General features: G+C 71.5%; 20 protein-coding genes. 11 read left to right on the top strand and 9 right to left on the bottom strand.

Annotated elements, in window-relative coordinates; translation table 11 throughout:
• Positions 1-66: 66 nt before the first annotated feature.
• Positions 67-1,266, top strand: coding sequence for a PucR-like N-terminal domain-containing protein (locus tag ACZ7OH_RS02085; RefSeq protein ID WP_470279171.1), 1,200 nt, complete (start codon positions 67-69; stop codon positions 1,264-1,266).
• Positions 1,267-1,277: 11 nt separating this feature from the next.
• Here ACZ7OH_RS02085 and ACZ7OH_RS02080 read toward each other — a convergent pair whose 3' ends face one another.
• Positions 1,278-1,772, bottom strand: coding sequence for a GtrA family protein (locus tag ACZ7OH_RS02080; RefSeq protein ID WP_470279170.1), 495 nt, complete (start codon positions 1,770-1,772; stop codon positions 1,278-1,280).
• A 39-nt stretch (positions 1,773-1,811) separates the two neighbouring features.
• Between ACZ7OH_RS02080 and ACZ7OH_RS02075 the strand changes: the two genes are divergently transcribed.
• Positions 1,812-2,402, top strand: a complete 591-nt coding sequence (locus tag ACZ7OH_RS02075) for a hypothetical protein (protein ID WP_470279169.1) — start codon at positions 1,812-1,814, stop codon at positions 2,400-2,402.
• On the opposite strand, the gene ACZ7OH_RS02070 is transcribed toward ACZ7OH_RS02075, so the two are convergent.
• The gene (locus ACZ7OH_RS02070) at positions 2,403-3,587 is read right to left on the bottom strand and encodes a lipase family protein (RefSeq protein WP_470279168.1); all 1,185 of its coding nucleotides are present in this window, start codon (positions 3,585-3,587) and stop codon (positions 2,403-2,405) included.
• Positions 3,584-4,147: a hypothetical protein gene (locus ACZ7OH_RS02065; RefSeq protein ID WP_470279167.1), complete on the bottom strand. Its 564-nt coding sequence runs from the start codon at positions 4,145-4,147 to the stop codon at positions 3,584-3,586. Before ACZ7OH_RS02065 ends, ACZ7OH_RS02070 begins: the two co-directional genes overlap by 4 nt.
• A gap of 318 nt (positions 4,148-4,465) precedes the next feature.
• On the opposite strand from ACZ7OH_RS02065, the gene ACZ7OH_RS02060 reads away from it, so the two are divergent.
• The 4 genes from ACZ7OH_RS02060 to ACZ7OH_RS02045 all read left to right on the top strand — a co-directional run bounded on the left by ACZ7OH_RS02060 (position 4,466) and on the right by ACZ7OH_RS02045 (position 8,421).
• Positions 4,466-5,695, top strand: a complete 1,230-nt coding sequence (locus ACZ7OH_RS02060) for a DUF6801 domain-containing protein (protein ID WP_470279166.1) — start codon at positions 4,466-4,468, stop codon at positions 5,693-5,695.
• Positions 5,696-5,772: 77 nt separating this feature from the next.
• Positions 5,773-6,825: a DUF6801 domain-containing protein gene (locus ACZ7OH_RS02055; protein WP_470279165.1), complete on the top strand. Its 1,053-nt coding sequence runs from the start codon at positions 5,773-5,775 to the stop codon at positions 6,823-6,825.
• A gap of 37 nt (positions 6,826-6,862) precedes the next feature.
• Positions 6,863-7,201, top strand: a complete 339-nt coding sequence (locus ACZ7OH_RS02050; protein ID WP_470279164.1) for a YciI family protein — start codon at positions 6,863-6,865, stop codon at positions 7,199-7,201.
• Between the two features lie 50 nt (positions 7,202-7,251).
• Positions 7,252-8,421, top strand: coding sequence for an RNA polymerase sigma factor (locus ACZ7OH_RS02045; protein WP_470279163.1), 1,170 nt, complete (start codon positions 7,252-7,254; stop codon positions 8,419-8,421).
• Here ACZ7OH_RS02045 and ACZ7OH_RS02040 read toward each other — a convergent pair.
• Positions 8,408-8,968 carry a hypothetical protein gene (locus tag ACZ7OH_RS02040; protein ID WP_470279162.1) on the bottom strand — a complete coding sequence of 187 codons (561 nt, stop codon included), beginning with the start codon at positions 8,966-8,968 and terminating at the stop codon, positions 8,408-8,410. The two genes, ACZ7OH_RS02045 and ACZ7OH_RS02040, sit on opposite strands and share 14 nt — an antisense overlap.
• Before the next feature lie 196 nt (positions 8,969-9,164).
• Between ACZ7OH_RS02040 and ACZ7OH_RS02035 the strand changes: the two genes are divergently transcribed.
• Genes ACZ7OH_RS02035 through ACZ7OH_RS02015 form a run of 5 tightly spaced genes read left to right on the top strand, consistent with a single transcriptional unit; the run spans position 9,165 to position 13,177 of the window.
• Positions 9,165-10,358 carry a PP2C family protein-serine/threonine phosphatase gene (locus ACZ7OH_RS02035; RefSeq protein WP_470279161.1) on the top strand — a complete coding sequence of 398 codons (1,194 nt, stop codon included), beginning with the start codon at positions 9,165-9,167 and terminating at the stop codon, positions 10,356-10,358.
• Entirely contained in the window at positions 10,358-11,881 is a 1,524-nt protein-coding gene (locus ACZ7OH_RS02030) for a sensor histidine kinase (RefSeq protein WP_470279160.1), read from the top strand. Before ACZ7OH_RS02035 ends, ACZ7OH_RS02030 begins: the two co-directional genes overlap by 1 nt.
• Positions 11,878-12,318, top strand: coding sequence for a response regulator (locus tag ACZ7OH_RS02025; RefSeq protein ID WP_470279159.1), 441 nt, complete (start codon positions 11,878-11,880; stop codon positions 12,316-12,318). The genes ACZ7OH_RS02030 and ACZ7OH_RS02025 overlap by 4 nt, the downstream gene beginning before the upstream one ends.
• Positions 12,319-12,365: 47 nt before the next feature.
• Positions 12,366-12,725, top strand: a complete 360-nt coding sequence (locus ACZ7OH_RS02020) for an STAS domain-containing protein (RefSeq protein ID WP_470279158.1) — start codon at positions 12,366-12,368, stop codon at positions 12,723-12,725.
• 20 nt (positions 12,726-12,745) lie between these two features.
• Positions 12,746-13,177, top strand: coding sequence for an ATP-binding protein (locus ACZ7OH_RS02015; RefSeq protein WP_470279157.1), 432 nt, complete (start codon positions 12,746-12,748; stop codon positions 13,175-13,177).
• Positions 13,178-13,216: 39 nt separating this feature from the next.
• Here ACZ7OH_RS02015 and ACZ7OH_RS02010 read toward each other — a convergent pair whose 3' ends face one another.
• From ACZ7OH_RS02010 to ACZ7OH_RS01990, 5 genes are all read right to left on the bottom strand, one after another.
• Complete coding sequence (locus tag ACZ7OH_RS02010) at positions 13,217-14,839, bottom strand: phospholipase C (protein ID WP_470279156.1); 1,623 nt, start codon at positions 14,837-14,839, stop codon at positions 13,217-13,219.
• A 49-nt stretch (positions 14,840-14,888) separates the two neighbouring features.
• A complete protein-coding gene (locus ACZ7OH_RS02005) occupies positions 14,889-16,040 on the bottom strand; it encodes a Dyp-type peroxidase (RefSeq protein ID WP_470279568.1) in 1,152 nt (383 codons plus the stop codon).
• Positions 16,041-16,176: 136 nt separating this feature from the next.
• Complete coding sequence (locus ACZ7OH_RS02000; protein ID WP_470279567.1) at positions 16,177-17,334, bottom strand: EfeM/EfeO family lipoprotein; 1,158 nt, start codon at positions 17,332-17,334, stop codon at positions 16,177-16,179.
• Positions 17,335-17,538: 204 nt separating this feature from the next.
• Positions 17,539-18,321, bottom strand: a complete 783-nt coding sequence (locus tag ACZ7OH_RS01995) for an ArsR/SmtB family transcription factor (RefSeq protein WP_470279155.1) — start codon at positions 18,319-18,321, stop codon at positions 17,539-17,541.
• A gap of 77 nt (positions 18,322-18,398) precedes the next feature.
• Positions 18,399-19,172 carry a hypothetical protein gene (locus ACZ7OH_RS01990; protein ID WP_470279154.1) on the bottom strand — a complete coding sequence of 258 codons (774 nt, stop codon included), beginning with the start codon at positions 19,170-19,172 and terminating at the stop codon, positions 18,399-18,401.
• Positions 19,173-19,323 lie beyond the last annotated feature (151 nt).

Here is a 19,323-nt window from a genome sequence, read left to right as displayed (position 1 = left end):
GCTCCGTGTCAGATGGTGGGGGCTATTTCCGAGTGTCGATTAATCCGGTGGAGGACCGAATTCCCCATGCGCGGTTCTCCTGCGTCGGACGGCTCGGTGTGGGCCCGGCTGCCCCACGAGCTCGGTGACGCCGTGCGCCCGCGGATCCCGGAGATCGCGCGGGCCTGCATCGACGGCATCGCCGCCGAAGTTCCGGAATATTCCGGGGTTTTCGGCCGGGGACCCGAGCGTGTCGCGGCGATCGAGCAGGCGCGGCGCGGGATAGAGCGGGACATCGACCGCGTCGGCACACCCGCGCTGTGGCAGGCCGACCGGCTGGCCGAGTTCCGCGCGCACGGGCGGGCGGCGTTCCACAATGGCCTGAGCCGCGAGTCGGTGCAGGCGGCCGTGCGCGTGTCGAGCCGGGTGACGTGGCGCTGGATCGCCGACATCGCCCGGGAAGCCGGCCTTTCGGCCGACGTCCTGTACGGCGCGGCCGAGGGCATGTTCGCCGACGTCGAGACGTCGATGGCGGCGGTCGCCGAGGGCTACCGCGCGGCGGAAGCGGCGATGTCCGGCACGGGCGAGCGGCACCGCCGCCTGCTGCACGCGCTGCTCGGCGGCCGCACACCGGCCGAAGTGGACGGTCTGGTCGCGGCGTCGGGGCTGCCGGTGCCGTCGGCCGTGGCGGCGGTGGCGTTCCGCGCGCTGCCGGGCGCGCCGGAGTTCCCGCCGGGCCTGCTGCCGGAACACGTCCCGGCCGACCCGTCGGGCGACCCGCCGGCGGCGCTGACCCCGGCCCCGGACACGGATCTGGCCGGGCTCGCCGGGTTGCCGGCCGGCTGGACGGCGGCGGTCGGGCCGCTGGTGCCCCCGGCGGCGGCGCCCGAGTCGTTCCGGGTGGCCCGCCGGGCGCTGGAGCTGTCGGCGCGCGGGCTGCTGGACGCCCCGGGGCCGGTGGTGTGGTGCCGCGACCACCTGACGACGTTGCTGCTGCTAGCCGATGAGTTCCTGGTGTCCCAGCTGGCGTCGACGACGCTGGCGCCGTTGGCGGAGCTGTCGGAGCGGCGGCGGGAGCAGCTCGCCGAGACGCTGCTGGCGCTGGTCCAGACCCGCGGGAGCGCGCCCGAGCTGGGGAGGCTGCTGGAGCTGCACCCGCAGACGGTCCGGGCGCGGTTGAAGAAGCTGAGCGAGCTGTTCGGGGCGCGGCTGGACGACCCGGGGGAGCGGCTGCGGCTGGAGCTGGCGCTGCTGGCGGAACGGGCCCTGCCGGCCGGTCGTGAGTGAGGAGCAGCGTGCTAACCCTGTTTCTCGCTCACGACCAGCTGTGGCAGACCACCCGGCCGGGCGATCCCGACCGGGGGTGCCGACCGCGGGAACACCCACCGCCGGTAACCGAACCAGCGGAACGCCGTCCCGGACAACGTCCCGAGCACCATCCCCGACACGAAGTCCGCGACTTCCTGCGCCACGAAACCGACGTGCGGGACGGACAGGTGCAGCACGTACCTCGACACCAGCGGCGGCACCAGGTTCACCGCTACCGCACCCGCGTTGACCACGAAGAACAGCGTCGCCTCGCGCACGCGGTGGTGGCCGCCGCGGCCGGCGAACGACCAGCGGCGGGACAGCAGGTACGCGAACGCCGTGGAGGCCACCGTCGCGCAGAAAAGCGCCGTCACCGGCTTCTCCCGGAACACGGTGAGCTTCAGGCTGTAGTCGCCCAGTAGGGTGACCCCGTACGCGGCCAGGCCGACGACGGCGAAGCGGAGCAGCTCTCGCGGCTCAGGCATGGTTCCTCCAGGTGACGCCGACAGGGTGGAGGTCTTTCGATGGCACGCACGGGCGGTGAGGGTGACATCCCCTCGGTCGCCGAGCTGGTGAACCTTTCGCAGACGAAACCGCTGGTGATCCGCGGTGACCTCGATGCGATGCTCGCCGAAGAACCGCCGGCTCCCGAACCGAAGCCCGACCCGCTGGCCATCCTCGACGCCGAGCTCGCGGCCCCGGAGCCCGAGGACGAGCGTCCGCTCGAAGCGCCGCCCGCCGAGTCCCGCAGCACGAAGCCGTACGTCCTCGCCGCGGGCGCCGCCGTCGCGCTCGGGCTGGCCGCCGTCGTGCTGTTCCAGCCGCAGCAGGTCGGCGGGACGGCCACGCCACCGCCGGGCGCGACCGCCCCCGCCGCGCCGCCGACCTCGAGCGACGCGGTGGAGACGATGAGCGCCACGGCCGAGCCGCCCCCGCTCACCGCGAAGGTGCGCGACTCGCCGGTCCGGACCACGAACCCGCCGGCCGCCGCCGGGCGCAAGCCCGCGGGCCCGGCGACGACGGCGCCGCCGGCCGAAGACCAGTGGCAGCAGTACGTGAGCTCGGTGATCAGCTCGTGGCAGCAGCAGCACCCGCACGGCCGGCCGAACCGCTGATCAGCAGTTCGGCGTCGCCGGCTTCCCGGCGATCCGGTCCTTGACGAACGCCAGCACGTCGGCGTTGCCGGTGTAGACCAGCGTGATGTGGTCGGTGTCGTAGGTCTTCCACGTCACCGCCACCCCGGCCGCGCAGTACGCCTTGTGCAGCGCGTCGGCCTGCGCGAACTGCACCAGCTGGTCGGCGGTGCCGTGGTACTGGAACACCGGGACCTTCGGCGGGCTGCCGCCGAGCTTGTTCTCGTTCAGCCGCGCGACCCACGCGGGCTTGATGTAGCCCGGGCCGGTCGTGTAGTCCGCGATCTTCTGGTTCGCGTACGTCGTGAGCAGCTCGAACGTGCACGCACTCTGCTTCATTTCGGCCAGCTTCGCGCGGCCGTTGTCGCTCAGGAACGAGTCCAGCCGCAGCTCCGGGTACGCCTGGTCGAGGCCGAGCAGGGCGTAGGCGAACACGCCGAAGCCGAACTTGCCGTCGAGCTGCAGCGTCACCTGGACGAGGTCGGCCGGTACCCCGCCGGCCGCGATCCCGACGAGGTTCAGCTCCGGCGCGTACGCCGGTTGCAGCTCGCCGGCCCACGCCGCGGCGCCGCCGCCCTGGGAGTAGCCGCGGAAGACGACCTTGGACGTCGAGGACAGCCCCGCCGCGGGGAGCCGCTGAGCCGCGCGGACGCCGTCGATCACCGCCGGGCCCTCGGACCGGCCCACGACGTACGTCGTCTTCGGCGTGCTCTGGTAGCCCTCGTAGTCCGGGACGGCGACGGCGTACCCCGCGTCCAGGAGGTCGTCGAGGCCGGGCTGCTCGTAGAACGCGCCGATGTCGATCATCTTCGACGGCGTGCAGCCGAACGCCGGCCCGTGCGTGCCGGGGTCGAACGAGACGATCGGCGCGGTCGCGCGGTCGGCGTTCTTCGGCACGAGCACGGTGCCGGTGACGGCGTCGGGCTGCCCGAGCGCGTTCGTGGACAGGTACATCACCTGCCACGCGTCGACGGACGCCTTGCGCGGGCCCGCGTTCGACGGCCGCCACCGGATGACGTCCCCGGGCTTGCCCGCGGGCAGCGGTGACGGCGGCGTGTAGAACGAGTCGTCGGCGGGACCCGGTGCCGTGGCCGCCGACGCCGCGGGCGCGAGCGCGGTGGCGAACACCAGCGCCGCGAAGGCGGCGAGCACGCGGCGGCCGGTCACGAGCCCGTCCCGTAGACGCGCTTGCAGGTCGCGGACTCACCGAAGGCCAGGTTCAGCTCGGGGTTCGCCTTGAGGTCCTTGATCGGGCCCTCCGGGTCGGCGAGCTGGCCCATGGTCGCGTCGGCGTCGGCGATGACCTTGCGCAGGCTCGGCTGGTCGGTCACCTTCGCCTGCTCCATCTTGGACTTGGTCTCGGCGAGCTTCGTCTTCGTCTCGGTGAGGTTGCCGGTCGCTTTGTCCACTGCGGACTGTCCATCCGGGACCGGTGGGACGCCGGCGGTGCGCAGGCCGCCCGCCATGTCGTCGAGGGCGGAACCGAGGCGGCCCAGGAAGTCGACCATCGCGTCCCGGGTCTTCACCGGGTCGGCGTCGTCGACGGCCGGCGGCTGCGACAGCTTCGCCGAACCCGAGGCCACGCCGGTGCACACTTTGTCGACCCAGGCGAGTGCCGCGGGATCGGCGTGCCGGCCGGGGTCGGCCGGGGCGTCCGACCCGCACGCGGAGCACGACAGAAGCGCGGCCGCCGCCATTGCAAGCACCGCGCTGTGCATTCTTTTCATGGGTTTCGAAGCTACGCGGCGCGGTTGCGGGCGAGCAAGGCGGGAATGGCCGATTGGCACGTGCGTCAACATTTCGCGGACCGTGTTTGTCACGCGCGTCAGCGCTTCGTCGATGCCTCTGTGCTGGGGAAACCTTCCCCGGCCTGCTAGGAACCCGAGTCGGGTGACGTGCCGGGGTGACAATTTGCGGTGCCCGTGTGGCCTTTTCACCGAAAGCCCTTGATCGGCGCCGCCGGTGCTCGTTAGCTTACGGTCCGGTCGCGATTCTCGAATAGCGCGGGCCGTTTCGTATCACTGTTGATACACGGAAGGACCATCGTGAGTCACCCAAGAGGCAAGAAGAAGACGGTCGCGGCCGCCGCGGCCGTGGGCGCGGTGGGGCTCGTCGCCACCGCGCTGGTCGTCGGGGCGCAGGCCAGTGCCGCCGACCCGATTTCGCTGACGCTGAACTACCACTGCACGTTCCCGCTGGTGGGGTCCCAGTCGCTGAAGGTGGTGATCAACACCGACCTGCCGACCACGGTGAACACCGGCCAGCCGACCGGCGCGTTCGACATCAAGGCCGTGTCCACGATCAACGCGGACACCGTCTCCGGCCTGAGCCTGATCGGCGCCACGACGCTCGAGGGCACCGCCACCGCCGCCGCGACCGTCGCGGCGCCGAGCCTCAACCTGCCGGTCAGCGTCCCGATCACGCTGGACAAGACGAACATCCCGGCGTCGGGGGAGATGAACATCAACGCGGCGGGCAAGACGCCGTCGCTGACGTTCACCCAGGCCGGCCAGGCGAAGATCACCGTCGGCGACCTGAACCTCAAGGTCACGCCGCGCAAGGCCGACGGCTCGGTCACCGGCATCACGCCGGACGGCACCATCGACGCGCCCTGCACGCAGGACGCCGGCCAGAACAACACCCTGGCCACCATCACCATCAACGGTGGCGGGACGACGACCCCGCCCACCACGACCACCCCGCCGGTGACGACACCCCCGACCACCACGCCGCCGGTGACCACCCCGCCCACCACGACCCCGCCGGGTGGGGGCATCAAGTACTCCTTCGGCATCACCGGCCAGACGGCGCTGAAGTCCCTCGGCAGCACCGCGCCGATCACGGGCTCCTTCGACGCCGACGTCGACCTGGCGGCGAAGAAGTTCACCGGCAGCCTGCAGCTGAACCCGACGCACACCGACTTCAAGCTGTTCGGCTTCCTGCAGGGCAGCTCGGACGTCAAGGTCGTGCAGAACGGCCCGCAGACCGGTGAGCTGGTGGGCACCGGCTTCAAGGCGCACATCAAGTTCGACACGTTCCTCACCACGGTCAACCTGTTCGGCATCCCGATCAGCACCGACCCGAAGTGCGGCACGACCACCTCGTCGACGAGCGAGATGACCACCGGTCCCGACTTCGACCTGCTCAAGGGCGGCAAGCTGTCGGGCACCTACTCGCTGTCCGCGCTGCAGAACTGCGGCCCGTTCAACGACATCATCAGCGCGTTCGCCAAGAGTGACGGCAACACGCTGAACCTCGTGCTCGCCAAGAAGTGACCCGATCTGCCGGCCCCCGCCGCGCGCCCAGTGCCGCGGCGGGGGCCGGTGCCACGTCTCGAGAAAGGGGAGCGCCCGTGCGGATCGCCCGGTCGTTGCTCGCCGCCTGCGTGCTCGCTCTCGCCGTCGCCACGCCCGCGTCGGCGTCGACCCCGGTCGACAAGGAGCTGAGCTTCACCTGCCCGTTCCCCTTGATCGGCCTGCAGAAGCTGGCCGTGGAGGTCAAGGCGGCGTTCGAGGTGCCGGCCGCGCCCGGCGGCACGTTCACGACGGCGGACCTCGCGGTGGCGGTGACCGTGCCGGACAAGTCCACGCGCGGCCTGGCCCTGGTCGGCGCGGCGAGCATCGAAGGGACGGCGTCCGCAGGGGTGACGCTGACCAACGGCCCGCTGACGCTGCCCCTGGCCCTGCCGCTCACCGTGGCGAAGACGGCGGTGCCGGCGTCGGGGCCGTTCACCACCAACGCGTCCGGCTCGGTTCCGCCGGTGCGGCTGCCGAACGCAGGCGAAACGACAGTCGCCATCGGCGGCTTCAGCGCGCGGCTCACGCCGAAGAAGGCCGACGGCTCGTTCACCGGGCTCGGTTCGTTCACCTCGGACTGCACGCTCGACCCGGGGCAGGACCCGGTGCTGCTCAGCTTCGACCTGGGTGCCCCGGCGTCCCGCGACTACCGCGTCACGGGGACGACGACGCTGAAGACGCTGGGGGCGACCGCGCCGCTCACCGGATCTTTCACGGGGTTCAGCCCGGCGTTCGACCGGACGCGGGCGGAGTTCAAGGTGTTCGGGTTCGTCCCCGGGACAGCCGACCTGCTGTTCAGCCCGGACGGCCCGCAGACCGGAGAAATCACGGGTGACGGCTTCGTCGCGCACGCGAAGCTGGCGCTGTCCTTGCCGCAGGTGACGTTGTTCGGGCTGCCGGTCGCGGACGCGGGCTGCCGGGCGAGCGCGTCGATCCCGGTCGACCTGCGGTCCGGCACCGGTTTCACCCCGGCGGCGGGCGGCCCGGTGACGGGCACGTACACGATCCCGGCGTTGACCGGCTGCGGCGCGTTCACCGCGTACCTCAGCTCTCTGGTCCAGGGGGAAGGCAACGCGTTCACGCTGTCGATTTCGCCGTTCCCCGCGTGACGGAGTAGGAAAGGACCGACGACCAGGAGGAACGGACATGGCGCAGTACGCGGTGCTGATCTACGAGCGGGTGCCCGCCGAAGACCTGCCGAAGGAGATCATGGACCGGCACCTGGGGCTGCCGGACCTGATCGCCTCGAAGGGCGGGAAGGTGACCGCGGGTCTCGCCCTGCAGCCGAACGAGACGGCCACCGCCCACCGCGGCGACCTCGTCACCGACGGGCCGTTCGTGGAGACCAAGGAGGTGCTCGCGGGCGTGTACGTGCTGGAGGCCCGCGACCTCGACCACGCCCTCGCCTGCGCGAAGCTGACGCCGGTCGTCGAGGGCGGCGTCGAGGTCCGGCCGCTCGTCGGCTTCCAGGTCGTGGCGGACTGACCCCGGTCGCCGACGCCGTCGCCGAAGCGCACCGTCGCGAGTGGGCCTACGTGCTCGCCGCTACGGTGCGGGTGACCCGCGACCTCGACGAGGCCGAGGAAGCCGTCCAGGACGCCTACCTCCAGGCGCTGAAGCGCTGGGCGGCCGACGGCGTCCCGGACCGGCCCGGCGCGTGGTTGACCACGGTCGCGCGCCGGACCGCGCTCAACGGCGTCCGGCACCGGGAAGTGCTGCGGCGCAAGCTGCCGCTGCTCGTCGAACCCGACGTCGCCGAGGCGCCGGAGCCCGCCGGGCCGATCCCCGACGACCGGCTCCGGCTCGTCTTCACCTGCTGCCACCCGGCACTCGCTCAGGAGGCCCAGATCGCGTTGACGCTGCGGCTGGTCTGCGGCGTGGCGACGGCCGACATCGCGCACGCCTTCCTGGTGCCCGAGCCGACGATGGCCGCCCGGCTCACCCGCGCCAAGAAGAAGATCGCCGCCGCGAGCATCCCGTACGCGGTGCCCGCGGCCGAGGACCTGCCCGCGCGCGTGTCCGTCGTGCTGACCGTGCTGCACCTGCTCTACGCGGCGGGCCACACCGCGCCGTCGGGGGACGACCTCGTCCGCGACGAGCTGACCGGCCGCGCGCTGGACCTGGCGCGGATGCTGCGCGCCCTGCTGTCCGCCGACACCGAGGTCGCCGGGCTGCTCGCGCTCCTGCTCGTCCAGCAGGCCCGCCGGGCCACCCGGACCGACGCCGCCGGGCGCCTGCTGCGGCTGGAAGACCAGGACCGCGCGCGCTGGGACACGGCGATGATCGCCGAGGCCGACCGGCTCGTCGTCGAAGCGCTCGAAAACGGGCCGCCGGGAAGCTTCGGCGTCCAGGCCGCGATCGCCGCCCTGCACGCCCAGGCGCCGAGCTACGGCGAAACCGACTGGCCGCAGATCCTGACCCTCTACGACGTGCTGCTGCGCCTGTGGCCCTCGCCCGTGGTGGCGCTCAACCGCGCGGTCGCCCTCGCCGTGGTGGCCGGACCCGAGGCCGCCCTCGCCGAGATCGCCCGGCTGGAGGCCGGCGGCCGCCTCGCCGGCTACCGCTACCTGCCCGCCACCAAAGCGGATCTGCTGCACCGCCTCGGCCGCGACGCCGAAGCGGCCGACGCCTACCGCGCCGCGCTCGCGTTGAGCGAGAACGCCGTCGAGCAGGAGTTCCTCGCCGCCCGGCTCAGCGGCGCCTGACGAAGTACGGCGCGGTGCCGTCCCGGTACATCAGGACGAACCCGGCGATCGACAGGCCCAGCGCGCCCAGGAAGAACCCCAGGTGCGCGAGGTCGCCGGCGCGCATCGGGTCCGCGCCGGCGAGGGCGACCAGCTGGATCACCACGTTGAGGATGCCCAGGACGCCGGCGATCGCCAGCACCTTGCGCGCCCAGCCCGCGCCGCGGTACATCCCGTACACCAGCACTGCCCACAGCGCTCCCGGCAGCAGGAACGTGAGCACCGCGATGTCGGTGGGCAGCGGGCCTTGCACCGTCCTGGTCACGACCGAGCCGTCGCCGGCCGGCACGGATTCGGACATCGTGAACCGGAAGAGGGTGCTGTCCAGCAGCTGGCTGAGCAGCGAACCGAGGAACCAGCACGCGACCGCGCCCCACCAGGCGAACGCGGCGCGCCGGACCGGCTCCGGCCGGGCGGGCCGGTGGGCGGGCGGCGGCGCCGGCGGGAACCGGCCGTACGGATTCGAACCCGGCGGAAACCCTCCGCCGTCCCCCTGCGTTTCGGACATGCGCGCAGGGTAGGGCGGGATCGTCCGGTTCCGGCACGGTCACGACCCGAACCGTTACCCGTCCGGTGTCACACCGGAGTGCTATAAAACGCTACCTCCGTGGGACCGGTTTCGCGGCCGTAGGCCGCCGCCGCCAGTGCCGCTAGGGTGATCGTCTGGATGTGCTGGCTCACGAGCAGCCGAACGGGAGAAGCCGGTGACCGCCGCGCAGGACTCATCGTGGGACTCCGGCACCCGTTTGCGCGTGCTGCTCGTCGAGGACGACGACGGCGACGCGCTGCTGGTCGAGGAGATGCTCGCGGACACGTCCGTGCCGTTCTCGCTCGAACGCGTCGAAACGCTCGCGGCCGCGCTGGCCGGCCCGCTCACCGCCGACTGCGTCGTCCTCGACCTGCAGCTGCCCGACGCCATGGGCTTGAGCGGGCTGACGAAGCTCGGCCAGCACGCGCCCGGCGTCGCGATCGTCGTCCTGACCGGCGGGCACGACCAGGCCACCGGTGTGGCCGCGGTCGCCGCCGGCGCGCAGGACTACCTCGTCAAGGACCAGGTCGACGGGCCGCTGCTGGTGAAGGCCCTGCGGTTCGCCCGCGAACGCAAGCGCGCCGAGCAGGTCGAGCAGCAGTTCCTGCAGCAGCAGCTGCTCGCCCGGGAAAACGCGCGGCTGGAACGCGGCCTGCTGCCCGTCCCGCTGCTGCGCGACCCGCACCTCCATCTGGCCTCCCGCTACCGCCCCGGCCGCAACGGCTCCCTGCTGGGCGGCGACTTCTACGACGCGATCGAGCTCGCCGACGGCACCGTGCACATGATGATCGGCGACGTCTGCGGCCACGGCCCGGACGAGGCCGCGCTCGGCGTCGCCCTGCGGATCGCGTGGCGCTCGCTGGTGATGGCCGGCCTGCCCATGGCGGACGTGCTGAGCATGGTCGAGCGGGTGCTGGTGCACGAGCGGATCGAGCCGCTGTTCGCCACCGTCTGCATGGTCGTCGTCGCGCCGGACCGACGATCCCTGCGCCTGTCGCTGGCCGGGCACCTGCCGCCGCTGCTGCTCACCCCGGGCGACGGGCACCTCCTGTCCGGCGAACGCCTCGGCGTCCCGCTCGGCATCGTCGAAGGCACGAAGTGGGAGGCCCTCGAGGTGCCGCTCGAACCGGGCTGGTCGCTGCTGCTCTACACCGACGGCGTGTTCGAGGGCCGCGTCGGCGCCGGGGCCGAGCGGCTCGGCCACGAGCGGATGGCCGCCATCGTCCTGGAGATCCAGCACGAGGCCGGCCTCGCCGGCACCGACCTGCTCGACGAGCTGATCGCCCGCGCCGAACGGCTCAACTCCGGCCCGCTCGACGACGACGTCGCCCTCGCCCTGCTCAGCCACGATCCGACAGGACCCCGCTGATGAGCACTGAAGCACGCGGCTGGACGATCCGCCGCTGGCTGAGCCTGTTCGCCGTCGCCGAAGCGGTCCTGCTGCTCGCCGCGGTGGCCGGCGGCGTGATCGCGCTCAACAACCTCACCGAGGCCCGCACCAGCCTCCTCGACGTCATCGGGCCGCAGCGGCTGGCCACGACGCAGCTGTCGACGGCGTTGCTGAACCAGGAAACCGGCATCCGCGGCTACCAGCTCGGCCGGCGGCCGGACTTCCTCGCGCCGTACACGGACGGCCGCCGGGCGGAAGGCGACGCGGTCAGCCAGCTGCGCCAGCTCGGCGCCCTCCCCGGCACCCAGGCCGGCGACGACCTGGAAGCCGTCCTGCGGGCGGCCGCCGCGTGGCAGGCCGTGGCCGCGCCCGCCGTCGAACCCGGCGCCGGGCCGCCCACCCAGGCGCAGATCGAGCGCAGCCGGATGCTGTTCGTCGCGGTGCGCCAGGCCCTGGGCACCCAGTTCGACCACCTCACCGCCGTCCGCGACGCCGGCCGGACGGACCTCGACGGCGCGGCGGCCTTCCTGACCGCCATGCTCGTCGCCATCGCCGTGCTGATCGTGCTGCTGTTCGTGGTGCTCTTCCTCGGCCTGCGGCAGGTCATCACCCGGCCGATCCTGCGGCTGGCCGGCGAGGTCCGCCAGGCCGCCGACCGGGACGTCGGCCACCCCGTGCACGGGAGCGGGCCGCGTGAGATCGCCCAGCTCGGCGCCGACGTCGAAGCCATGCGCCAGCGGATCCTCGACGAGGTCGCCGAGCTGGAACGGGCCCACGCGCTCCTGGACCGCCGGACGCACGAACTGGAGCGGTCGAACGCCGACCTGGAGCAGTTCGCCTACGTCGCTTCGCACGACCTGCAGGAACCGCTGCGGAAGGTAGCGAGCTTCTGCCAGCTGCTCCAGCGCCGCTACGAGGGTCTGCTCGACGAACGCGGCCAGCAGTACATCGAGTACGCGGTCGACGGCGCGAAGCGCATGCAGGTCCTGATCAACGACCTCCTGGCGTTTTCCCGGGTCGGGCGGAAGCCAGCCGAGCACGTCGTGGCCGACGCGGGCCGGCTGGCCGACGACGCGCTCGCGAACCTGGAGGTGGCGCTGTCGCTCAGCGGCGGCAAGGTCGACCGGGGCGAGCTGCCGGAGGTGCGCGTCGAGCCGGCGTTGATGACGGCGGTGTTCCAGAACCTGATCGGCAACGCCCTGAAGTTCAAGGGCGAAGCGCCGCCCGAGGTGCGGGTCACCGCGGACCGCGACGGCGACGAGTGGGTGTTTTCGGTGTCGGACAACGGGATCGGCATCGACGCGGAGTACGCCGAACGGGTCTTCGCGCTGTTCCAGCGGCTGCACACCCGCAACGCGTACCCGGGTACCGGGATCGGTTTGGCCCTGTGCCGCCGGATCGTCGAGTACCACGGCGGCCGGATCTGGCTCGACACCGAAGCCGAGAACACCACCTTCCGCTTCACGCTGCCGGCGGCGACCGAGGACGGCGAGGACGCATGACGCACGCGCACGTTCCGATCGACATCCTGCTCGTCGAAGACGACCCGGGTGACGTGCTGATGACGCGGGAAGCCTTCGAGCACCACAAGATCCGCAACGCGCTGCACGAGGTGAGCGACGGCGTCGAGGCCCTCGAGTTCCTGAACCGCCGCGGGCGCTTCGCCGACGCGCCGCGGCCGGGGCTGATCCTGCTCGACCTCAACCTGCCCCGCAAGGACGGCCGCGAGCTGCTCGGCGAGATCAAGCAGGACCCGGAGCTGCGCACCATCCCGGTGGTCGTGCTGACGACGTCCGAAGCGGAGGAAGACATCGTCCGCAGCTACGACCTGCACGCCAACGCCTACGTCACCAAGCCGGTCGACTTCGAGAAGTTCGTCGAGGTGGTCCGGAAGATCGACGAATTCTGGGTCACCGTCGTCAAGCTGCCGCACCGGTGAGGGGCGTCGTTGGCGCGGCGGCGGTGATTGGGGCACCATAAAGCGCCGTGACCTCTTCATCCCGGGATCTGCCCGCCGTCGAGCTGGCGGTCACGCTCGACTGGCGGGACACGGCCGCGGTGCTGCGCGTCGAGGGGGAGATCGACCTGGTGAGCGCGCCGGAGTTCGAAGAAGTCGTCGACGTAGTGCTGGCCGGCGAGCCGCGGACATTGGTGGTCGACCTGCGCGGGGTCACGTTCTTCTGCTCGGCGGGGCTGCAGGTGCTCGCGGCGGCGCACCGCCGGCTGCCCGAGCGCGCGCTGCGGGTGGTGAGCGACTCGGCGGTGACGTCGGGGCCGCTGAAGACGACCGGGCTGGACACGTGGATCGGCATCCACGCGACGGTCGACGAAGCGCTGAGCCGGTGACGGGCCCGGAAAGGCTACCGATGGACGAACCCCCGGGACCGTTCCGCCGCCACGGCGTGCAGGCGGAACCCCAGGCCCTGCGGCGGCTCCGGCACGACCTGATGGCGTGGGTCCTCGAGACGGGCGTCGACGCGGGCCGGGCGCAGGACATCGTGCTGGCGAGCTACGAAGCGCTGGCGAACGTCGCCGACCACGCGTACGACGGCGCGGGGGCCGGGGTGGTCGACCTCGACGCGACGGCGCACCCGGACCGGATCGAGGTGGTCATCGGCGACCACGGCCGGTGGCGGACCCCCGTGGTGGACCCGCGCCCGGTTTCCCCGCGGGGGCGCGGATTGCTGCTGCTGCGGGCGAGTGCCGACCGCGCGGACATCGCGTCCGGCGAGTCGGGCACCGTGGTGACTTTGACGTGGGACCTGGCCCCGGCGGTCGTGAGTGAGAAACAGGGTTAGAACCCTGTTTCCCACTCACGACGAGCTGCGGCAGAGCTACTAGCTGTGCGTCACGGCGCCCGTCTTCGGGTCGAGCGTGACCTTCTTCGCTTCCGGCCACCAGAAGTTGAACATCCCGTTCATCGACCCCGCCCGGGAGTCGAAGGACGAGTCGCCGACGCGGCCGGTGAACCAGTTGTCCTCGATGAACTTCAGCACCGAGGTCTGGTCCGTCTGCGTGTGGTCGACGTGGTTCACCTTGCTGTACGGCGAAACCACCAGCAGCGGCAGCCGCGGGCCGTAGCCGCAGCGGTCGGCGTAGGTGCCCACCTTCGTCGGCTTGCCCGTGCACACCGCCTGGTCCTGCGCGGCGTCGTGCGAGCCGTTGACGATCTGCGACGCGGCGTGGTCGTACCAGCCGTCGGAGTCGTCGTAGGCCAGCACGACCGCCGTGGACTTCCACTCCGGCGACTGCTGGATCTTGTTGATCTCGCTGACGACGAACTGCTGCTCGTCCAGCGGGTCCGAGTAGCCCGCGTGGCCGTCCTGGTACTCCGGGGCCTTCAGGAAGCTGACCGCGGGCATCGAGCCGGCCTTCAGCGAGTCGTCGAAGTCCGAGATGTCGTACTGGTGGTTGGCGCGGTCGGTCTGGCCGATCGCCCGCACCGACGACGGTGCGAGGTGCTTGGGGTTCGCCGTCGACTGGTAGTACTGGAACGGCTCGTGGTGCGGGCTGTAGTCCGCCACCGCGTTGCCGCCCAGGTTCGTGTGCTTCTGGCCGCAGACCGCGTACCCGTTGGCTTCGCCGGTCGGGCGGAAGCCGCCCTGGAACCAGCCCCACGTCACGCGGCGCTGGTTGAGCAGGTCACCGACGTTGCGGCCCTGCATGGTGGCCAGGTTGTCCTTGCTCGTGTGGTTCTTGCCCGAGCAGTCGTCCCAGGCCGGGTCCGGGTCGTTGATGACCGTGCCGACACCGTTCGCGTCCGGCGACGACACCACGTAGGAGTCGCTGACCGGCTTGTGCGTCACCGGGTCGACCGCCTGGCCGCCGTGCGTCTGGCCCGAGATGAGGTTCAGCGCGCCGGGGGTCGACGGGCCGAACACGGTGTTGTAGGAGTTGTCGTTCAGCGCGTAGTGCTGCGCGTAGTTCCACATGCCGGTGACGGTGTTGCCGTCGTAGTAGTCCATCACCAGGCCGGGCTCGCCGAACAGCACCGGCTGGCCGGTGCACTTGTCCGTCTCGGTCTTCTCGACGAACTTGTCCATCTTGCCGCCGTTGAACGCGGCCTGCTCGGCGCCGTAGTTGTGGTTCTGGTCGCAGGTCATCGCCTGCTCGTGCGTGAGCCGCTTCGGGTTGTACGCGTTCGGGTTGTTCGTCAGCAGCTTCTTGTCGAGGCCGTTGACCTTCGGGGTGTCGCGCGCGGCCTTGAACGGCGTGCCGTCGGTGTTGGCCGCGTTCGGGTAGGTGCCGAAGTAGTGGTCGAACGAGATGTTCTCGCCGAAGATGACCACGACGTGCTTGATCGGCGTGGCCGTGGGGATCCAGTGGGCCGGGAAGACGTTCAGCGGCTGGGCGTCCGCGGCGGTTGACGCGGAGCCGGTGACGACGGCCAGCGTGGCCACCGAGGCGAGGGCCCCGGCGCCGAGCAGGCCGCGCCGTCGCCGGCGGGTTCTCTTGTCCACAGTGGATGTTCCTTTCGTGGTGCGCTGTTCATTTCTACGGAGTGCCAGGTCAGGCGAGCAATGCGCGGCCGAAGTGGTCGTCCGGCCCGGTGACGCCCGGCAGCGCGAAGAAGTAGCCGCCGCCGAACGGGGAGATGTAGTCGGTCAGGGGTTCGTCGGCCAGCCGCGTCTGGACCGCTTCGAACTGGCGCTCCAGGTCCTGCTGGTAGCAGACGAAGACCAGGCCCATGTCGAGGTTGCCGTTGCTGTCGACGCCGCGGTCGTAGTTCACCGCGCGGCGCAGGATCCGGCTCGAGTCGGTCTCCGGCGTGCGCGGGTTGGCCTTGCGGATGTGGCTGGTCAGCGGGATGACGGTGCCGATCGGGTCGTCGGCGTAGCGGGGGACGTCGGTTTCCCCGGTGCCGTCGAGCGGGGCGCCGGTGTCGCGGCGGCGGCCGAACATGTTCTCCTGCTCGGCCAGCGAAACCCGGTCCCAGAACTCGACCAGCATCCGGATCAGCCGGACCACCTGGTAGCTGCCGCCCGCGGCCCAGGCGGGATCCCCGGGTGTCCACACGAGACGGTCGAAGTCGGCTTCCTCCGGGTTCGAGGTGCCGTCCTTGAAGCCCATCAGGTTCCGCGGCGTCCCGGCCGGGCGCGGCGGGGAGCTGAAGCCGTTGATCTTCCACCGCGGCTGCATGCCCCCGCGCGTCGCGCGCGCGATGTCGCGCAGCGCGTGCAGCACGGTGTCGGTGGAGTTCGCGGACAGGGTGAGGCTGAGGTCGCCGTGGCACTGGGCCGGGTCGAGGGCGTCGTTCGGGAACGTCGTCATCGGCTTCAGCTTGGCGGGCTTGAGTTTCGCGAGGCCGTACCGGTCGTCGAAGAGCGAGGCGCCGACCCCGAGGACGACACCCAGGTCGCCACCGGGCACCACGGGACCGAGCACCCCGGAGTCGGCGGGCGGCGCGCTGATCCCGAGCGAGGCGGGCGCCCCGCCCCCGGTGAGGAACCGCGCCCGATCGGTGACGGCCCGGAAGAGCTCGGTGAGCTCGGCTTTCGACTCGGCGACGACGTCGAACGAGGCGACGACGGTCTGGGTGGGCGGCTTCCGCAGGATGGCGGCCTGGTGCGGGCCGTGGAAGGGCACGGGCGCGGTGCTGTCGGTGACGGCGGAGGAGGCCCCGAGCCCGGCGCCGGCGGCAACGGTCAGTCCGGCCCCCATCGCGGCGCGGCGCAGGAAGGAACGGCGCGGCAACCCGGCCGGGTGCGGTACGGGGCAGCGAGACTGGTCGGTCACGAGACCCTCCTCGGCCGGCTGGTGCCCGCGTAGCTGGTCACGGTTCCGCGCGGTCGCCCCATCACGAGACCCTCCTCGGCTCGGCGATCGCCGCGACCGGGGCCAGCAGTTCCGTCAGCTCGCTCACATCGGCGTTCAGCTTCTGCCTTTCCTTCTGCGGCAGCTGCGCCAGCGGCGTCCAGCTACCGTCGGGCCGGTGCGCCGCGTCCAAAAGGGACTGCGTGCGCGTCAGCCAGGTGTCCACCTTGGACAGATCCGGGTACCGGGGCGCGAGCAGCGGGCGGAGCACGTCCAGCACCGCGCGGGTGCCGTCGAGGTTGGCGCGCGCCGTCGCCAGGTTGGTGCCGCTGCCGTAGTCCGTGCGGCCCGTCAGCTCGAACTGCAGCGTGTTCTCCATGATCTCGTGCGCGCGCAGGCCGAGGTCGTTCCCGTCGACCTGGCTGTTGCCGAAGGATGCCTGCAGCGCGCGGGCGTCGGTGTCGAGCCGGTCGGCCACCGCGCCCAGTGCGCCCAGGTCCTCGCCGTGCCAAAGACCCTGCTCGAGGCGGTGGAAGCCGGTGAAGCCCGCGTCGGACGTGCCGTTCGGGAGGCCATTGGCGGTGCCGTTGAGCGCGCCGTCGGAGTCGCCGAACGCGTTGTACGCCGCGCCCAGCCGCTCGTACGTCAGGTGGGCCGTCAACCACGCCGTCCGGCTCGCCGCGCGGTCGCCGCCGTGGACCGCGTTCTTCAGCGCGCCCGTGTTCGCGACCAGTTCGCCGAGCCCCGTCGTGACGTGCTGCTGGTAGGCCTTGAGCGGCCCGAGCAGGTCGTTGTGCGTCACCGGTGCGACGCCCGGGCCGGTCCGCTCGGCACCGCCGCTGACCTGCACGGCCGGTCCGACGATCGCGCTCGTGTCCTCGGGCAGGCAGCGGAACGCGTAGCTGCCGTTGCCGAGGGTGACCTGCAGCGGCCGGGTGGTCGCCGGGCCGAGGCCCTCGACCTCGCCGTAGATCACGCCGGTCGCCGGGTCGATCAGGTCGACCTCGGCGGTCACCGATCCCGTGTTGTGCAGGCGGAACGTCTGCGGTCCCGGCTTCGGGTCCGCCCAGCCGGTGCCGCACGCCGAGCGTGACACCGCGATCTCGGGGTCTCCGGCCGACGCGCTGTCCGGCCAGAACGCCACGACGGCTCCCGCCGCGGCGGCCACGACCACGGCCGCCACCACCCAGCGGGTACGCACTGACCCCGGCACGCCTGCTCTCCCGTCACTCGATCGGACCATCACCGGTCACGGATTATGCGACCCTAGCGCCCGGAAAACCGCATCGGATGCCGTCGAGAGGAGGGAATTCACCGGGACTTCAGCCCGGCGCCCACGAAAGGGGGAGAAACCAGACGATTGCGTATGCCAGATCTGTCGGATTGGACGGTTTGGTCCGGTTGCTCACGCTGCCGGCAGCGGGGAACCGGTCTCCATCAGCGTCTTCAGGCTGGACAGCAGGGCCGGCCAGCCCTGGCTGCACATCGCCATGACCGTGCTGCCGGGCTCGAAACCGTCGTGCAGCACCGTCAGCTTCACGGTTTCCCCCTGCGGTTCCAGCGTGAACGTGACCTTCGAACGGCCTTCCCGCTGCAGTTTCGCGAGCGTTTCCGCGTCGATTCCGTTTCCGTTCGCCCATTCCTCGGTGAACGTGTGCCAGGTGTAGGAAAGGCGGCGGTACGGGTCCGCTTCGAGGACGACCTGCTCGGGGTGGCTCGTTTTCGCGCCGCTTTCCGCCCAGGTCATCGGCGACCCCTTTGTCCAGTCGGTTTCGAACGCGACGCCCCAGTACTGGCGGGTGAACGCCGGTTCGGTAAGCGCTTGCCAGAGCTTTTCCGGGGTCGTGCTGATGTAGGTGGTGTACGCGAATTCGTTCATCGGTTCGGACTCCAGGGCTCGTTTCAGATCGGCGAGCGCGCCGGCCCGCCGGCGGTCGTAGCGGGTCAGCCAGCGCTCGCTGATCGCGTTGATCGGCGCGGCGTCGAGGTAGTGCAGTTTTTCGCGGCCGCGCCAGGTCGTCGTGACCAGTCCGGCCGCCTCGAGCACGGCCAGGTGCTTGCTGACCGACTGGCGGGCCATGTCCAGTCCCGCGCACAGCTCGCGCAGGGTCTGGCCGTTGCGCTCGTTGAGCACGTCCAGCAGCCGGCGGCGGCTGGGGTCGGCCAGGGCCTTGAACACCTCGTCCATCGCGCCCTCTCGTGACATGCAGCCGTTTGGCTGCCTATTCACGATAGGCAGCCAAACGGCTGCATGTCAACCGGGGATCATCGGAAGCGGATCACCGTGATGCCCGCGAGCACGAAGAACACGAGGATGACGAGCGTGCCCGTCTGTCCGCCGGACGAGCGGGTCACGACCTGGTCGACCGCGCCGGTCAGCCGCACGCCGCACTCGGCGACGACGGTGTGCCGCCCCGCCTCGATCCGGGTGAACTGGACCGGCGCGGTGAAGGCGCCGGAGCTGTCGGCGTAGGCGGAGCCGACCTCGGTGCCGTCGGAGGTCAGCGTGACCATCCGGCCCGGCTCGCAGCCCTTCCCGGAGGCCGACAGCTCGTCGCCGGGCTTGACGCTCGGCCGGTCGAGCACCAGTTCGCCCGGCTTCGGCGCGGTGCTGGTGGTCGCCGGGGTGGTGGGGGTGGTCGACGTCGGCGGCGGGGTCGTGGTGGTCGGCGGGGTGGTGGTCGTGCTCGGCGGGGTCGTGGTGGTGCCGGGCCGGGTCGGTTTCGAGGGCACGACCGGCGGGGTCGTGGTCGTCGGGGGCGGCGGGGTCGTGGTCGGCGTGGCGGTCACGGTGAACTGGCTGCTCGCCGTGAGTGGCTGCTTGGTCCGGGCGTTGGTGCACGTGCCGGTGACCGGGTAGGTGCCGGGCTGGGCGCCGGCGGGCACGGTGGCCGCGACCGTGCCGCTGGTCTGCTGCAGCGTCGCGTTCGCCGTCCACATCGGCGTGCCGTTCCAGGAAAAGGTGATCGCCGTGCCGCACGGGTAGAAATTCCAGGAAATGGTGAAGGAACTGCCGGCCTCGCCGGTCGACGGTTTCAAACCAACCGACGAAGTGTATTGTGCGTTGGCGCTGGTCGCGGTGGCGAGCAGAAGCAACGTTCCGGCCACGGCGCCGAAAAACAGCCGAACCACGAATCGCATTGGGACGTCCCTCCCCGGTGTGTGCTCGCTGTAGCATTCCGGACCAGTC

The sequence above is a fragment of the Amycolatopsis sp. NPDC114478 genome (assembly GCF_055633805.1).
This window is presented reverse-complemented; position numbering and strand designations above follow the sequence as displayed.

What these genes read in the sequence shown, in the direction of transcription:
- ACZ7OH_RS02080 (WP_470279170.1), bottom strand. Translation starts at nt 1,772, where the DNA reads ATGCCTGAGCCGCGAGAGCTGCTCCGCTTCGCCGTCGTCGGCCTGGCC.
- ACZ7OH_RS02040 (WP_470279162.1), bottom strand. Translation starts at nt 8,968, where the DNA reads ATGTCCGAAACGCAGGGGGACGGCGGAGGGTTTCCGCCGGGTTCGAAT.
- ACZ7OH_RS02050 (WP_470279164.1), top strand. Translation starts at nt 6,863, where the DNA reads ATGGCGCAGTACGCGGTGCTGATCTACGAGCGGGTGCCCGCCGAAGAC.
- ACZ7OH_RS02025 (WP_470279159.1), top strand. Translation starts at nt 11,878, where the DNA reads ATGACGCACGCGCACGTTCCGATCGACATCCTGCTCGTCGAAGACGAC.
- ACZ7OH_RS02085 (WP_470279171.1), top strand. Translation starts at nt 67, where the DNA reads ATGCGCGGTTCTCCTGCGTCGGACGGCTCGGTGTGGGCCCGGCTGCCC.
- ACZ7OH_RS02015 (WP_470279157.1), top strand. Translation starts at nt 12,746, where the DNA reads ATGGACGAACCCCCGGGACCGTTCCGCCGCCACGGCGTGCAGGCGGAA.
- ACZ7OH_RS02065 (WP_470279167.1), bottom strand. Translation starts at nt 4,147, where the DNA reads ATGAAAAGAATGCACAGCGCGGTGCTTGCAATGGCGGCGGCCGCGCTT.
- ACZ7OH_RS02030 (WP_470279160.1), top strand. Translation starts at nt 10,358, where the DNA reads ATGAGCACTGAAGCACGCGGCTGGACGATCCGCCGCTGGCTGAGCCTG.
- ACZ7OH_RS02075 (WP_470279169.1), top strand. Translation starts at nt 1,812, where the DNA reads ATGGCACGCACGGGCGGTGAGGGTGACATCCCCTCGGTCGCCGAGCTG.
- ACZ7OH_RS01995 (WP_470279155.1), bottom strand. Translation starts at nt 18,321, where the DNA reads ATGGACGAGGTGTTCAAGGCCCTGGCCGACCCCAGCCGCCGCCGGCTG.
- ACZ7OH_RS02005 (WP_470279568.1), bottom strand. Translation starts at nt 16,040, where the DNA reads ATGGGGGCCGGACTGACCGTTGCCGCCGGCGCCGGGCTCGGGGCCTCC.